This is a genomic window from Streptomyces saintjeani (assembly GCF_055409605.1).
Genome location: NZ_CP189624.1, coordinates 7,080,895 through 7,094,917, shown reverse-complemented (window position 1 = coordinate 7,094,917; position 14,023 = coordinate 7,080,895). Strand labels below are relative to the sequence as shown.

13 protein-coding genes are annotated in these 14,023 nt (G+C 71.4%); 8 read left to right on the top strand and 5 right to left on the bottom strand.

The genetic code is table 11. From position 1 onward, the window contains the following. Nucleotide 1 precedes the first annotated feature (1 nt). Complete coding sequence (locus ACQCO7_RS32280) at nucleotides 2–1,402, bottom strand: sensor histidine kinase (RefSeq protein WP_464075102.1); 1,401 nt, start codon at nucleotides 1,400–1,402, stop codon at nucleotides 2–4. 9 nt (nucleotides 1,403–1,411) lie between these two features. Next, nucleotides 1,412–2,098, bottom strand: a complete 687-nt coding sequence (locus ACQCO7_RS32275; protein ID WP_055718773.1) for a response regulator transcription factor — start codon at nucleotides 2,096–2,098, stop codon at nucleotides 1,412–1,414. A gap of 311 nt (nucleotides 2,099–2,409) precedes the next feature. On the opposite strand from ACQCO7_RS32275, the gene ACQCO7_RS32270 reads away from it, so the two are divergent. The 8 genes from ACQCO7_RS32270 (at nucleotide 2,410) to ACQCO7_RS32235 (ending at nucleotide 8,766) form a co-directional block, all read left to right on the top strand. Beyond that, complete coding sequence (locus ACQCO7_RS32270) at nucleotides 2,410–3,186, top strand: amino acid ABC transporter ATP-binding protein (RefSeq protein WP_010358964.1); 777 nt, start codon at nucleotides 2,410–2,412, stop codon at nucleotides 3,184–3,186. 56 nt (nucleotides 3,187–3,242) lie between these two features. Then, nucleotides 3,243–4,091, top strand: a complete 849-nt coding sequence (locus tag ACQCO7_RS32265) for a glutamate ABC transporter substrate-binding protein (RefSeq protein ID WP_464075101.1) — start codon at nucleotides 3,243–3,245, stop codon at nucleotides 4,089–4,091. A 111-nt stretch (nucleotides 4,092–4,202) separates the two neighbouring features. Further along, nucleotides 4,203–4,868, top strand: coding sequence for an amino acid ABC transporter permease (locus tag ACQCO7_RS32260; RefSeq protein ID WP_464075100.1), 666 nt, complete (start codon nucleotides 4,203–4,205; stop codon nucleotides 4,866–4,868). Beyond that, on the top strand, nucleotides 4,865–5,764 hold the full coding sequence (locus tag ACQCO7_RS32255) for an amino acid ABC transporter permease (protein WP_464075099.1): 900 nt from the start codon (nucleotides 4,865–4,867) through the stop codon (nucleotides 5,762–5,764). Before ACQCO7_RS32260 ends, ACQCO7_RS32255 begins: the two co-directional genes overlap by 4 nt. Nucleotides 5,765–5,939: 175 nt before the next feature. Further along, complete coding sequence (locus ACQCO7_RS32250) at nucleotides 5,940–7,523, top strand: FAD-dependent monooxygenase (RefSeq protein WP_464075098.1); 1,584 nt, start codon at nucleotides 5,940–5,942, stop codon at nucleotides 7,521–7,523. Between the two features lie 172 nt (nucleotides 7,524–7,695). Beyond that, entirely contained in the window at nucleotides 7,696–7,743 is a 48-nt protein-coding gene (locus tag ACQCO7_RS32245) for a hypothetical protein (RefSeq protein ID WP_331454204.1), read from the top strand. Nucleotides 7,744–7,798: 55 nt separating this feature from the next. Beyond that, nucleotides 7,799–8,332, top strand: coding sequence for a cupin domain-containing protein (locus ACQCO7_RS32240; RefSeq protein ID WP_464075097.1), 534 nt, complete (start codon nucleotides 7,799–7,801; stop codon nucleotides 8,330–8,332). Beyond that, entirely contained in the window at nucleotides 8,329–8,766 is a 438-nt protein-coding gene (locus ACQCO7_RS32235; RefSeq protein WP_464075096.1) for a rhodanese-like domain-containing protein, read from the top strand. The genes ACQCO7_RS32240 and ACQCO7_RS32235 overlap by 4 nt, the downstream gene beginning before the upstream one ends. 170 nt (nucleotides 8,767–8,936) lie before the next feature. Here ACQCO7_RS32235 and ACQCO7_RS32230 read toward each other — a convergent pair whose 3' ends face one another. From ACQCO7_RS32230 to recA, 3 genes are all read right to left on the bottom strand, one after another. Then, complete coding sequence (locus ACQCO7_RS32230; protein ID WP_464075095.1) at nucleotides 8,937–11,462, bottom strand: FtsX-like permease family protein; 2,526 nt, start codon at nucleotides 11,460–11,462, stop codon at nucleotides 8,937–8,939. Between the two features lie 491 nt (nucleotides 11,463–11,953). After that, nucleotides 11,954–12,790: a recombination regulator RecX gene (gene recX, locus ACQCO7_RS32225; protein WP_464075094.1), complete on the bottom strand. Its 837-nt coding sequence runs from the start codon at nucleotides 12,788–12,790 to the stop codon at nucleotides 11,954–11,956. 6 nt (nucleotides 12,791–12,796) lie between these two features. Then, nucleotides 12,797–13,933: a recombinase RecA gene (recA, locus tag ACQCO7_RS32220; protein WP_464075093.1), complete on the bottom strand. Its 1,137-nt coding sequence runs from the start codon at nucleotides 13,931–13,933 to the stop codon at nucleotides 12,797–12,799. Nucleotides 13,934–14,023: the final 90 nt, after the last annotated feature.

The following is a 14,023-nucleotide window of genomic DNA, read 5'->3' as shown; positions in this document are numbered from 1 at the left end:
GTCAGGACGCCGACGTCCTGGGCACGCGCACGGTCACCGTCAGCCCGTGCGGCTCGTGCGGTCCGTACGAGATCGTCGCCCCGCCCGCCGCGAGCAGCGCGCGGGAGATCGACAGCCCGAGCCCCGAGCCCTTGATGTTCTGATGGCGCCCGCTGCGCCAGAACCGGTCGCCCACGCGCGCGAGTTCCTCCTCGGTCAGGCCGGGCCCGTTGTCGGTGACGACGACGGTCGCGGTGACGCCGTCGACGGCGACCGTCACCTCGACCTTCTCACCCTCAGGGGTGAACTTGACGGCGTTGTCGATGACGGCGTCCAGCGCGCTGGACAGGGCGACGGGGTCGGCCCACGCGGTGGTGGCCGGACAGTCCCCGCGCAGGGTCACCCCCTTGGCCTCGGCGGTCGGTGCCCACGCGGCGACGCGTTCGGCGGCGAGCGTGCCGACGTCGGTGATCCTCAGGTCGGCCTCGGAGTGCTCGGCGAGGGCGAGGTCGAGGAGGTCGTCGAGGACCTCCGCGAGGCGCTTGCCCTCGCCCCGGACGGAGGCGATCTCCTCGTTGCCCTCGGGGAGTTCGTACGACAACAACTCGATCCGCAGCAGGAGCGCGGCGAGCGGGTTGCGCAGTTGGTGCGAGGCGTCGGCGACAAAAGCCCTCTGCTGCTCCAGGACGTCCTCGACGGTGTCGGCCATCTCGTTGAACGACCGGGCCAGTCTGCGGAGCTCCGGGGGGCCTCCAGAGGCCGCCACGCGGGACTTGAGCCGACCGCTGGCGATCGCGTGGGTGGTGCTGTCGAGAATCCCGACCGGCTTGAGCACCCAGCCCGTCAGCCGCAGCGCGGCGCCGATCGCGAGCAGCAGCGCGGCGACTTCGCCGGCTCCGATGATCAGCCAGCCCCGCAGGATCCGTGACCGCAGTGCCCCGGTGGGCGAGTCGGTGACGACGACCGCGACGACGTCGCCGTCCCGGATGACCGGCGACGCCACGACCAGCCGACTGCGGTCCCAGGGCCACGCCTGCTCGGGGTCGTGGCTGCGCCGGCTGAGCAGGGCCTCGGCGAACGCCGCGCGTACCTCGCGGTCCGCATTTCTGACATCCGACGGAAACGCGGCGGCGGCCATGGACGTACCGGTGCGGTAGAAGACACCGGCACGGATGTCGTAGACGTCGTAGTAGTTCCGCAGCTCCCGCTGCAACGTCCCTTTCCGCTCGTCGGCGGTGGTCGACACGTCCTCCGTCACCGTCACGAACTGCGCGAGCGCGGCGAACCTCGCGGTGTCGTCGATCCGGTCGACGACCACCTTCTGCTGCTGCGCGCCCGCGAGGCTGACGGCCAGCGGGATGCCGAAGGCGAGCAGGACGGCCGCCATGAGGACGATGAGCAGCGGCAGCAGCCGAGTACGCACGCGCGCCCGCTAGACGGCCGGCGCGACGAGCCGGTAGCCCACTCCGCGCACGGTCTCGATCAGCGCCGGCATGCGCAGCTTGGCCCGCAGGGAGGCGACGTGGACCTCCAGGGTGCGCCCGGTGCCCTCCCAGCTCGTGCGCCACACCTCGCTGATGATCTGCTCGCGGCGGAACACCACACCGGGCCGTTGGGCCAGAAGGGCCAGCAGATCGAACTCCTTTCGGGTGAGCTGTACGACCGTCCCGTCCACGGTGACGCGGCGGGTCGGCAGCTCGATGTGGACGGGCCCGAGCACCAGGGCGGTCTCGGCGGCCGGGGCACCCTCGTCGTGGACGGTGCGGCGGCTGACGGCGTGGATACGCGCGAGCAGTTCGCCGGTGTCGTACGGCTTCACGACGTAGTCGTCGGCGCCCAGGTTGAGGCCGTGGATGCGGGACCGCACGTCGGAACGGGCGGTGACCATGATGACCGGGGTGGCGGTGCGCTTGCGGATCTTGCCGCACACCTCGTAGCCGTCCTGGTCGGGCAGTCCCAGGTCGAGCAGGACGACGCCGAACCCGGGGCCCTCGGGGACGAGCGCCTGGAGGGCCTCCTCACCGCTGCGCGCGTGGGTGACGTCGAAACCATGCCTCCTGAGGACCGCGGACAGGGCCGCGGCGACGTGATTGTCGTCCTCGACGAGCAGCAGTCTCATTCCGGCCTCCCCCAGTTCATGCGGTCGTTGCGCCGAGCCCCTGAGAATGAACCGGAGCCCAGGATGCGAGAACGCGCCACCACGCGCGTGTGCACCACCGAAGTCACGCTGATGGACGACGACGCCGTCAAGCGGGTTCCGGTTGCGCACCCCTTCCGTTATCCGGCCGATACGCGCTCCCGCCACCGGGCCACTACATGTGTCCGATTGCTATCGGATCGTGATGCTCAGATTCACCTCAGATGTAATGACGCTGGTCGTGACTGGTTACTACTGTCCTCGAAACCCGAGGAGGACGGAGCCAGAGAGCGATGACCGAAGTATCGGTGGCCAAGCAGGACGCGGCCTCGACCGACGAGCTGGTCGTCCTGAAGAGCGTGAACAAGCACTTCGGTGCGTTGCACGTACTCCAGGACATCGATCTGACCATCGCGCGCGGTGAGGTCGTCGTCGTCATCGGACCCTCAGGGTCCGGTAAGTCCACCCTGTGCCGCACGATCAACCGCCTGGAGACGATCGACGAGGGCACGATCACGATCGACGGGAAGGCGCTGCCCCAGGAGGGCAAGGAGCTGGCCCGGCTGCGTGCCGACGTCGGCATGGTCTTCCAGTCGTTCAACCTGTTCGCGCACAAGACCGTGCTCGAGAACGTGACGCTGGGGCAGGTCAAGGTCCGCAAGGCCGACAAGAAGGCGGCCGAGGAGAAGGCCAGGGCGCTCCTGGAGCGCGTCGGAGTGGGCACCCAGGCGGACAAGTACCCCGCGCAGCTCTCGGGCGGCCAGCAGCAGCGTGTGGCCATCGCGCGGGCGCTCGCTATGGACCCGAAGGTGATGCTCTTCGACGAGCCGACCTCCGCGCTGGACCCCGAGATGATCAACGAGGTCCTGGAGGTCATGCAGCAGCTCGCGCGGGACGGCATGACGATGATCGTCGTCACCCACGAGATGGGCTTCGCCCGCTCGGCAGCCAACCGCGTGGTGTTCATGGCGGACGGCCGCATCGTCGAGCAGGCCGCACCCGACCAGTTCTTCAGCAACCCGCGCAGCGATCGCGCCAAGGACTTCCTGTCCAAGATCCTGCACCACTGACGGCCTCCACCCGCACCGCCGGACCAGCATCCCTTCGTACTCCAAAAGGACGCACCATGAAGCTTCGCAAGGTCACCGCCGCCTCAGCCGCCGTTCTCGCCCTCTCCCTCGCCGCGACCGCCTGCGGCAGCGACAAGAAGGACGACGACTCCAGCAGCTCCTCCGGCGGGGGCGGCAGCAAGATCAAGATCGGCATCAAGTACGACCAGCCCGGCCTCGGCCTGAAGAAGCCCGACGGGTCCTTCGCGGGCTTCGACGTGGACGTCGCCACGTACGTGGCCAAGGAGCTGGGCTACAAGCCGGACCAGATCCAGTTCGTCGAGACGAAGAGCGCCGACCGCGAGAGCGCCCTTGAGCGTGGGGACGTCAAGTTCATCGCGGCGACGTACTCGATCACGGACAAGCGCAAGGCGAAGGTCGACTTCGCGGGGCCGTACCTGCTGGCGCACCAGGACCTGCTGATCAAGTCGGACTCCGACATCGCCAAGGGCACGGACCTCAACGGCAAGAACCTGTGTTCCGTGACTGGTTCGACGTCCGCGCAGAACGTGCAGAAGACGATCGCCCCGAAGGCCAACCTCAAGGAGGTCAGCGGCTACTCCGAGTGCCTCGCCGCCCTCCAGAGCGGCAAGGTGGACGCGCTGACCACTGACGACTCGATCCTCGCGGGCTTCGCCTCCCAGGCCCAGTACAAGGGCAAGTTCAAGCTGGCCGGCCTGAAGCTGAGCAACGAGAACTATGGCATCGGCGTCAAGAAGGGCGACACCGCGACCGTCGACAAGATCAACAAGGCGCTGGAGAAGATGGTCTCCGACGGCTCCTGGCAGAAGGCCGTCGACGCCAACTTCGGCCCGGCGGGCTACAAGAACGAGCCGGCCCCGAAGATCGGCAACATCGTCAAGTAGCCGCGGGCCAGTCCCGAGAGGTTCCCGAGGCGTGCCGTTGTCCGTCGCGATCACGGCGGCGGCGCGCCCGCGCCCTGCACATAGGCCATCCACCCGGAAGCGCGGGAGATCGTGTTCGACTTTCTTGAAGGTTACGACGTCCTAGGGGCGTTCTGGATGACGGTGAAGCTCACCGCGCTCTCCGCTGTGGGTTCCCTGGTCTGGGGCACTCTGCTGGCCGCGATGCGGGTCAGTCCGGTTCCGTTGATGCGCGGGTTCGGCACCGCGTACGTCAACATCGTCCGGAACATCCCCCTGACGGTCATCATCCTGTTCTGCTCGCTCGGCCTGGCCGATGTCTTCGGCGTCACCATGGGGTCCGGAGACTTCAAGATCCAGGGCTTCCGGCTGGCCGTACTCGGGCTGGTCGCCTACACCGCGGCCTTCGTCTGTGAGGCATTGCGCTCCGGCATCAACACGGTACCGATGGGCCAGGCGGAGGCCGCCCGCGCCATCGGCCTGAACTTCACGCAGACCCTGTGGCTCGTCATCCTGCCGCAGGCGTTCCGCGCGGTCATCGGCCCGCTGGCCAACGTCCTGATCGCGCTGACCAAGAACACCACGGTGGCGGCGGCGATCGGCGTCGCCGAGGCGGCCTACCTGATGAAGACGATGATCGAGAACGAGGCGCAGACGCTACTCATCGGCGTGGTCTTCGCGTTCGGGTTCGTGGTGCTGACCCTGCCCACCGGCCTCATCCTCGGCTGGCTCAGCAAGCGACTGGCGGTGAAGCGATGAGTTCCATCCTCTACGACACACCCGGCCCCCGCGCGCGGGTGCGCAACATCGTCCTCTCGGTGGTCTTCACCGCCCTGCTCGTCCTGCTCGTGTGGTGGGTGTGGCAGAAGATGGACGACAATGATCTGCTGACGTCCGCCCAGTGGAGTCCTTTCACCGAGTCGGACGCCTGGACGACGTACCTCTTGCCCGGCCTCGGCGACACGCTGAAGGCCGCCGCGCTGGCCATGGTGATCGCCCTCCCGCTGGGTGCGGTCCTCGGTATCGCCCGGCTCTCCGACCACCGGACGGTGCGCGTGGTGTCCGGGTCGATCGTCGAGTTCTTCCGGGCCATCCCGGTACTGCTGCTGATGCTGTTCGCCAACCAGTTCTACTCCGACTCGACGAACGTCACGAGCGACGACCGGCCCCTGTACGCCGTTGTGACGGCCCTGGTGCTCTACAACGCGGCCGTGCTCGCCGAGATCGTCCGCGCGGGCATCCTGGCCCTCCCCAAGGGCCAGACGGAGGCCGCCTACGCCATCGGTCTGCGCAAGGGCCAGACGATGAGCAGCATCCTGCTCCCGCAGGCCGTCACGGCGATGCTGCCGGCGATCGTCAGCCAGCTCGTCGTCATCGTGAAGGACACCGCGCTGGGCGGTGTGATGATCGGTTTCACCGAGCTGCTCAACTCACGCGGGACGCTGGCGGCCAACTACGCCAACCCGATCCCGAGCTTCATCGTGGTCGCGGCCATGTTCATCGTCCTGAACTTCCTGCTGACCAGCTTCGCGAGCTGGCTGGAGAAGCGCCTGCGGCGCAGCAAGCGCAGTACGGGCGCGGTGCTGGGCGCTGACGATGTGGCGACCTCGGCCGTCGTCGGCGGTACGTACGGCGCGGGCGGGGCAGCCGCCTGACGCCCATTCAAGTGTCGTGACCTGTACGGAGGCAGTGGCGCCCGCGCCACTGCCTCCGTCACTTGACGCAAGCACCGGCAATGGGTTGCATACGTTCTGTGATCGTGCACCCTGCTCCCACCTCGGCATCACTCACGTCCCCGAAGGCACCGTCGCAGGCAGGGGGCGGTCTTCAGTGGACCCGGTGATCATCGTCGGAGCGGGCCCCGTGGGGCTCACGCTCGCCCTGGCGCTGGCGCGTCAGGAGGTGCCGTCGGTCGTGCTGGACGAGGGCCCGGGGAAGGACGAGCCGCGGCTCGCGCGCACGGTCGTCCTGCGCGAGGACACGGCCGCTCTGCTGGAGCGGCTGACCGGCGCCCCGCTCGACGGACTGCGCTGGACGGGCTGGCGGTCGCTGCGGCGCAAGCAGACGATGCGCGAGGTCACGTTCGACGACACGGACCCGGCCCCCCTGCACATCGCGCAGCACGTCCTCACCCGCGCGCTGCGCACCGCCCTCGCGCGCGAGCGCCTGGTGAAGCTCTCCGTGGACAGCAGGCTGGACACGGTCGAACAGGAGCCCTCCGGCGTCACCGCGCACACGCGCGGGCCGAAGGGCACGTGGTGGCGCGGCAGTTATCTGATCGGCTGCGACGGCCCCCGCTCGACGGTCCGCAAACTCCAGGACATCCGCTTCCCCGGCCGCACGGCGGTCGAGCGACACGCCGTGGCCGCGCTACGGGCGGAACTTCCGTGGGAGGGCCACGCGTTGCTCCATCGGATGCCGCCGTGGCGGACGTCCGGACCGTCGGCCGGGGAGGTCGCCGCCCGCCCCCTCCCGGACGGCGTCTGGCGCCTGGACTGGCTGCTCCCGCCGGGCAAGGATCTGGTCACGCCCGAGCTGCTGGTGGCGCGCGTGCGCGAGACGCTCACCGGCTGGAACGGCGGGGCGACGCCTCCGTACGAGCTGCTCGACACCGGCGTCCACACGGTGCACCACCGGCTCGCGCGGCGCTGGCGCGTGGGGCGTGTCTTCCTCGCCGGGGACGCGGCGCACCTGCTGGGCGCGTTCGGCACGCACGGCCTCGACGAGGGCCTCAGGGACGCCGACAACCTCGCCTGGAAGCTCGCGGCGGCCTGGCACCACGGCCCGCGCGAGGCGCTGCTCGACAGCTACCAGGCGGAGCGCCGCGCGGCCCTCTCCGCGCGCCTGCGCGCCGCCGACCAGACGCTGCCACTGCTGCGCGGCGGCGGGGGCCTGCGCGCGTACGTCCCCGGCGCCGCGCGGGGTCACGACGCGCTGCTGGCCGACGGCCACCTCGGCCGTGGCCCGCTCGGCGCTCCGGGCGACCACGCGGACTCCCCGCTCGCGCCCCGGCACCTGGCCGCGGAGGTCCCGGTGGACACCCCGCCCGGCGCCCAGGTCACCGACGTACAGGTGACCGCCGAGGACGGCTCCTCCGTCCGCCTGCGCGACCGCCTCGGCCGGGGTGCCCTGCTCGCCGTGCTGATCGCGCCGGGTACGGGCGTGTGGGAGCGCAAGCACTGGGTGGGTGCCGGCATCATGCCCCGCCTCGCCGCCGCCGTCACCGCGCTGCCGTATCCGGCGGAGCTGCTGGTCACCGAGAGCTATCCGGGGGCCGCGCCCCACACGGTGCTGCTGATCCGCCCCGACGGGCATCTGGTGGCCGCGCTGAACGGCGTACGGCCGGCGGACCTGTACGCGGCGGCGGAGACGGCGGTGGGAGGGGCGGCGCGCGAGGAGGCGGGGGTGCAGTGAGCCTGAGGGGGCCCGCGCGCGGGAGCACGATCTCAGGTCCGATCGTCGGAGGAAATCACTGCTCCCCCCTACTCTCTGTCCGCATGGTGACAGCCAGTTGACCGCCCCGCACGGCCATGGTCTACTCCGGATCGTGACCGACACCTGCGTGCACCTGTGGCGGAGGGTCCACATGGACCTCGTCCGCTACGCGGGCTGCGTGTGTCGCTCCTCCTGCTGATTCGCATCCCTTCACGCGCGCGTACGGCGCGCTCCCCGCGAACCTCGCCAGGACGGTGTCCGTGTCTGTCGCCCCTTCCCTCCCCACGTCCGCTCGCGTCCCCACCCAGGCCGACCTCCTGGACTTCGTACGGCGCACCGCCGCCGACGCCGAACTGATCGCGTCCCTCCCGCTCGATCCCGAGGGCCGTACCTGGATCCGGCTCGAAGGGCCCGCCGGCAGCGAGGCGTGGCTCATCGGCTGGCCGCCCGGCACCGGCACCGGCTGGCACGACCACGCCGACTCGGTGGGCGCCTTCCTGACCGCCCGGGGCACGCTCAGGGAGAACTCCCTCGCCGCCCGCCTCCCCACCGACGGCTGGAAGACCCTGGAGCTGTCGGAGGACGTCGACCGGGAACGCGCCCTGACCGCCGGACAGGGCCGCACGTTCGGCCGCCACCACATCCACGAGGTCCTCAACGAGTCCTCCGACCGGCACGCGGTCTCCGTCCACGCGTACTACCCGCCGCTCCCCCGCATCCGCCGCTACAGCCGCTCCGGACAGGTGCTGCGCCTGGAGCAGGTGGAGCGGCCGGAGGACTGGCAGTGAGCGCGCGCGGGGCTGACGACACGGACGACCGCGGCGGTACACCTGGCGAGCGGCCCGTGGGAATCGACGCCCTGCTGGAACAGACACGCGCCACGTACGCGCGCGTGGAGGCGCGGGAGGCGTACGAGGCCACCCGCGCAGGCGACGCGTTGCTCGTCGACATCCGGTACGCCGCCCTGCGCGAGCGTGACGGGCTGATCCCCGGCGCCCTGGTCGTCGAGCGCAACGAACTGGAGTGGCGGCTCGACCCCCAGGGCAGCCACCGCGTCCCCGAGGCGACCGGGCACGAGCTGCGGGTCGTCGTGATCTGCAACGAGGGGTACGCGTCCAGCCTCGCCGCCGCCTCCCTGCACCAACTCGGCCTGCACCGCGCGACCGACCTGATCGGCGGGTTCCAGGCGTGGAGGGCGGCGGGGCTGCCGGTGACGCGGTAGCGGAGGGCGGGGCGGAAGGGCGGAGGCCCAGGGCGCGGAAGCCGGGGGCTGAAGGCCCAGAGGGCGGAAGCCGAGGGGACGGAAGCCGAAGGGGCAGCAGCCGCAGGGGTGGCGCGATTCGCACGACAATACGACCGCCCCCACCGCCGCCGTCCCTCACCCCGGCCCTCCTACTCCCTCGCCGTCACCACCGTCACCGCCCGCACCCGCAACGCCACCCGCCCCGGCACCGCGGTCGCCACGAGCGCGAGCAGCCCGGCCACGGCGACGACCGTGACGTACACGAGCGGAGCCACGGCCGGCGCCGCACGCCCCGTCATCCCGATGCTGAACGCGGTCAGGACGGCGAGGGCGATGCCGCTGCCGAGCGCGGTCGCGAGGAGCAGGGTCGACAGGGCCTCGGTGCGCAGCATCCGCAGCACCTGACGCCGCGTCGCCCCGGCGAGCCGCAGCAGCGCGAACTCCCGGACCCGCTCCGAGACCGACATGCCGAGCGTGTTGACGACGGCGATGGCGGTGAAGGCCAGGACCAGCCCCATCGCGAACAGGTTGACCTCGGCGTTCTCCTGCTGCCTGGCCGCCCGGACCGAGTCAGCGGCCTCCGGGGAAAGAATTCGGAGATCCGGGAACTCACGGAGTGTAGTCGCTAGTTCTCTGTGTGTACGGCTGGTGCTGACGAGGAGGGAGGCGGACAGGGGATTGTCGACGTGGTGTACGACAAGGTCGTGCGCGAGGGTGAGGTCTCCGAAACCGAGGCCCCTGGAGTAGACGGCGGCGACGGTGAGCGTGGCGGGCGTTCCGTCGCCGAGGGTCAGCTTCAAGGGGGAGCCGGGCGCCAGACCGAGCTGGTCCGCGGCCAGTTCGCTGACGGCGACCGTGTTCCCGGTGAGCCGGTCGAGGGAGCCCGCGGTGACATCGGGGTCCCAGGTGCGGGCGAGACCGGCTGGAGTGACGCCCTGCGCCGGGTACTTGTCGAGGCCGACCCGGACAGTGGTGCGGACGACCTCGGTCACGGCGTCACCGGGCGCGCGCAGCCGCTGGGCCACCGGGGCGGGGACGCCGGGTCCCGCCGAGTCGACGACCCAGTCGGCGCGCACCCCCTCGCGGGCCTCGGCGCGGGCGGCGTCGCCGAGGGTGGGCTGGACGAACAGGACGGTGCAGGTCATGCCGACGAGCAGGGTGAGAGAGGTGACGACGGAGGCCGTGCGGGCGGCGTTGCCGCGCAGGTTGGCGGTGGCGAGCCGGCCGCCGTGACCGGTGAGCCGCAGGGGCCCGGAAAGGAGCAGCGTGGCCGCTCTGACGAGGAGCGGGCCGAGGAGGGCGACGGAGGTGGACAGGACGATGACGGCGAGGAAGGTCACGGGGGTCGCGGCGGGCTCGGTGCGCAGCACGCCGAGTACGGCGACGAGGGCGCCGCCGCCCGCGAGCAGCAGCAGACCGGCGGCGAGCCGTCCCCACGCGGGTCGGGCGGGTTCGGCCACGGTCTCGGTGAGCACCTCGACGGGCCGGATCCGGACGACCCGCCGGGAGGCGACCCGCGCGGCGGCCCAGGCTCCCAGCAAGGTCACGGCGACGGCGGCGAGCGGCGGGAAGACACTGCCGGAGTGCTCCAGCGTGGCGGGTACGGCGCCCAGGGCGACGAAGCGTCCGTGCAGCCGGCTCCCCAGCGGCAGCCCGGCGACCGCGCCCACGGTCCCGGCGACCGCCCCGACGAGCAGCGCCTCCCGGCCGAGCAGCCGGCGGACCTGCCCCGAGGTCGCGGCGACGGCGCGCAGCAGAGCGAGTTCCCGGTGCCGCTGCTGCACCGACAGCCCGAAGGTCCCGACGACCACGAGCACGGCCACGAGCAGCGAGGTCCCGCCCATCGCCCCGCCCATGCTGATCAGCCGGACCCGCGCGGCAGCGGCGTCCAGAAACTCGACGGGACCGCGCGCGTCCCCGACGGTGACCTGCGCGGTGGTGCCGTCCAGGGCCCGCCCGACCGCCCGCTTCAGCTCGCCGGGGTCGGTCCCCTCCGCGGGAAGCACGCCGAACGCGGTGACCTGCCCGGGGTGCGCGGCCAGCCTGCGGGCCTCACCGTCGGAGAAGAAGAGGGACGTCTGGTGGCGCACCCCTGTCGCCGCCGCGATGCCGCTGATCCGGTAGGCGCGCGGAGCCTGCGTCGACTGCACGGTGAGCCGGTCGCCGACCGCCAGCCGCGCCCGCGCCGCGAGGTCGCTGTCGACGACGAGATCGCCGGCGCCCCGGGGAGCGGCCCCGCCGACGAGGCGGTACGGCGTCAGCGCGGCGGAGTGCCAGGCGTGGCCGTAGGAGGGCCGGCCGGGGTCGTGGCCGGGTGTCGACGGGACGGCGAGGAAGGTCAGTTCGGGGATGACACGGGCGACGCCGGGGACGGCGGCGATCCGCTGTTCCAGTTCCTCGGGCAGCCAGGCGCGCTCGGCGATGGGTTTGGCCTTGTGCTTGACCTTGGTCCTGCCGTTCTTGTGCTGAACGGTGGTCCGGTGAACGTTCTGGTCACCGGAGACCAGGACGGGCGTCGCCGCGTACCGCTCGGTGCGGATCGTGCCGCGCAGTCCCGTCTCCAGGAGTGTGCCGCAGGCGGTGACGAGCGCGGAGGCGCACATCAGGGCGAGGCAGGCCCCGAGGAACCCGGCCTTGCGGGCGCGGACCGTCTTGAGTGCGTAACGCAGCATCATGAGGGCGGGCTCTCTCTTCTGTTGTGAGGGGAGTCGACGGCACGCGTCCACACTCGCCCTCACCCACCCGCCCGTGCACTGCGGCGATCCGGCGTCTTCGCACGGGGGTTACCCCCACCCCGGAACGGGAAGGGTGACGCGGTCTGTCCGCCGGTTTCCTGGACGCCGCAGCCCTAGCCCTCGGTGGAGACCGGCCGCTCCAGGAGGACCGCCTGTTCCCAAGCGGCACACCGGGCCCGGCCCGGGCACGATCGGCGCCCCCGCGCGTCCACCCTGCCCGGAGCCGGCCGCTCCGATGCCCCCACCTCGGCGGTCACCGGCCCGGGACCACCGGTCCCGGCGCCACGTACCGACCGCCGCCCCCACGACTGCACGCCCGCCCCAGCAGGACAACGCTCCACCGGTGCCCGGGGGCACGCACTCCCGCCGAAGACCTCGGGACAGCGCCCCGCTTCCGGTGACGCCCCCTCATCTCAGAACTCCCCCGGTTCTCAGAACTCCCCGTCCAGGAACTCGGTCTCCTCCCCCTCCTCCTCCAGCGCCTGCCGAACGATCCTGAGGGCCATGCCCTCGGAGTAGCCCTTGCGGGCGAGCATCCCCGCGAGACGGCGGACCCGCTTGTCCCGGTCGAGCCCCCGCGTGGCGCGCAGCTTGCGGGCGACCAGTTCACGGGCGGTCGTCTCCTCCTGCTCGGAGTCGAGCTGGGAGACCGCCTCGTCGATCAGTGTGGAGTCGACGCCCTTGGTGCGCAGTTCCCGGGCCAGGGCGCGCCGGGCCAGGCCCCGGCCGTGGTGCCGGGACTCCACCCAGGCACCCGCGAAGGCGCCGTCGTCGATCAGCCCGACCTCCTCGAACCGGGAGAGCACCTCCTCGGCCACCTCGTCCGGGATCTCCCGCTTGCGCAAGGCGTCCGCGAGCTGTCTGCGGGTGCGCGGGGTCCCGGTGAGCAGGCGCAGACAGATCGCCCGCGCCCGCTCAGCCGGGTCCCCTGAAGGCTGCTCCTTCTCGGCCCTCGACGAGTCGGAAACGCCTTCCCCCTCGGCGGACCGCCCGGTGGACGGTTCCCCGAAGCCGTTGCGGCGACGGCCGCGCCCGCCGCGCGAACCACCTCCGCCGGTCCTGCCACGCCCCGCGCGACCGCCACGCCCGCCGGGCTCCCCGTCAGCGTCACTGTCCTGGCCATCGCCCCACAGGGAACCACCGGACAGGTCCACATCCGCGTACGAGCCGCTCCCCCGCCGGTCGCGGCCCGGGTCGGCGTCCCGCGCCCCCGGGCCCCGGAGGGCGTCGGGGTCGAAGGGGTCGGCCCAGTCGGTTCGTCGTGTCACGGAGGATCAGCTCTTGGCCGCCGCGGCCTTGGTCTTGGCGGCCTTGGCTGCGGGAGCGGGGACCGTCTTGGGCGCGTCGTCCGCGCCGCCGGTCGCGGGGGCGGGGGTCGCGGCATCCGCCGCGGGCTCGGTCGCGGCCGGCTCCGGGCGGACTCCGACGCCCAGCTTCTCCTTGATCTTCTTCTCGATCTCGTCGGCGAGGTCGGGGTTGTCCTTCAGGAAGTTGCGGGCGTTCTCCTTGCCCTGGCCGAGCTGATCGCCCTCGTACGTGTACCAGGCGCCGGCCTTGCGGACGAAGCCGTGCTCCACGCCCATGTCGATCAGACCGCCCTCGCGGCTGATGCCATGGCCGTAGAGGATGTCGAACTCGGCCTGCTTGAAGGGCGGCGCGACCTTGTTCTTGACGACCTTGACGCGGGTGCGGTTGCCGACCGCCTCGGTGCCGTCCTTCAGGGTCTCGATCCGGCGGATGTCCATCCGCACCGAGGCGTAGAACTTCAGCGCGCGGCCACCGGTCGTGGTCTCCGGGGAGCCGAACATCACGCCGATCTTCTCGCGGAGCTGGTTGATGAAGATGGCGGTGGTCTTGGACTGGTTGAGCGCGCTGGTGATCTTCCGCAGCGCCTGGCTCATCAGCCGGGCCTGGAGGCCGACGTGGCTGTCGCCCATCTCGCCCTCGATCTCCGCACGCGGCACGAGCGCGGCGACGGAGTCGATGACGATCAGGTCGAGAGCACCGGAGCGGACCAGCATGTCCACGATCTCCAGCGCCTGCTCACCGTTGTCGGGCTGGGAGAGGATCAGGTTGTCGACGTCGACGCCGAGCTTGCGCGCGTACTCGGGGTCGAGGGCGTGCTCCGCGTCCACGAAGGCCACCTGGCCGCCGGCCCGCTGCGCGTTGGCCACGGCGTGCAGTGTCAGGGTCGTCTTGCCGGAGGACTCCGGGCCGTACACCTCCACCACACGGCCGCGCGGGATGCCGCCGACGCCGAGCGCGACGTCCAGCGCGGTCGATCCCGTGGGGATGACCTCGATGGGTTCGTTCGGCCGCTCGCCCATGCGCATGACCGCGCCCTTGCCGAACTGCCGTTCAATCTGTGCGAGTGCGGCGTCCAACGCCTTCTCGCGGTCCGTGCCTGCCATGGGTTCCACCCGGTTTGCTTGAGTCGATCGCTTCACGTCGAAGACGCTAACGCCTGCCACTGACAACGCGTCTCGATGCCGGTCCAGCCT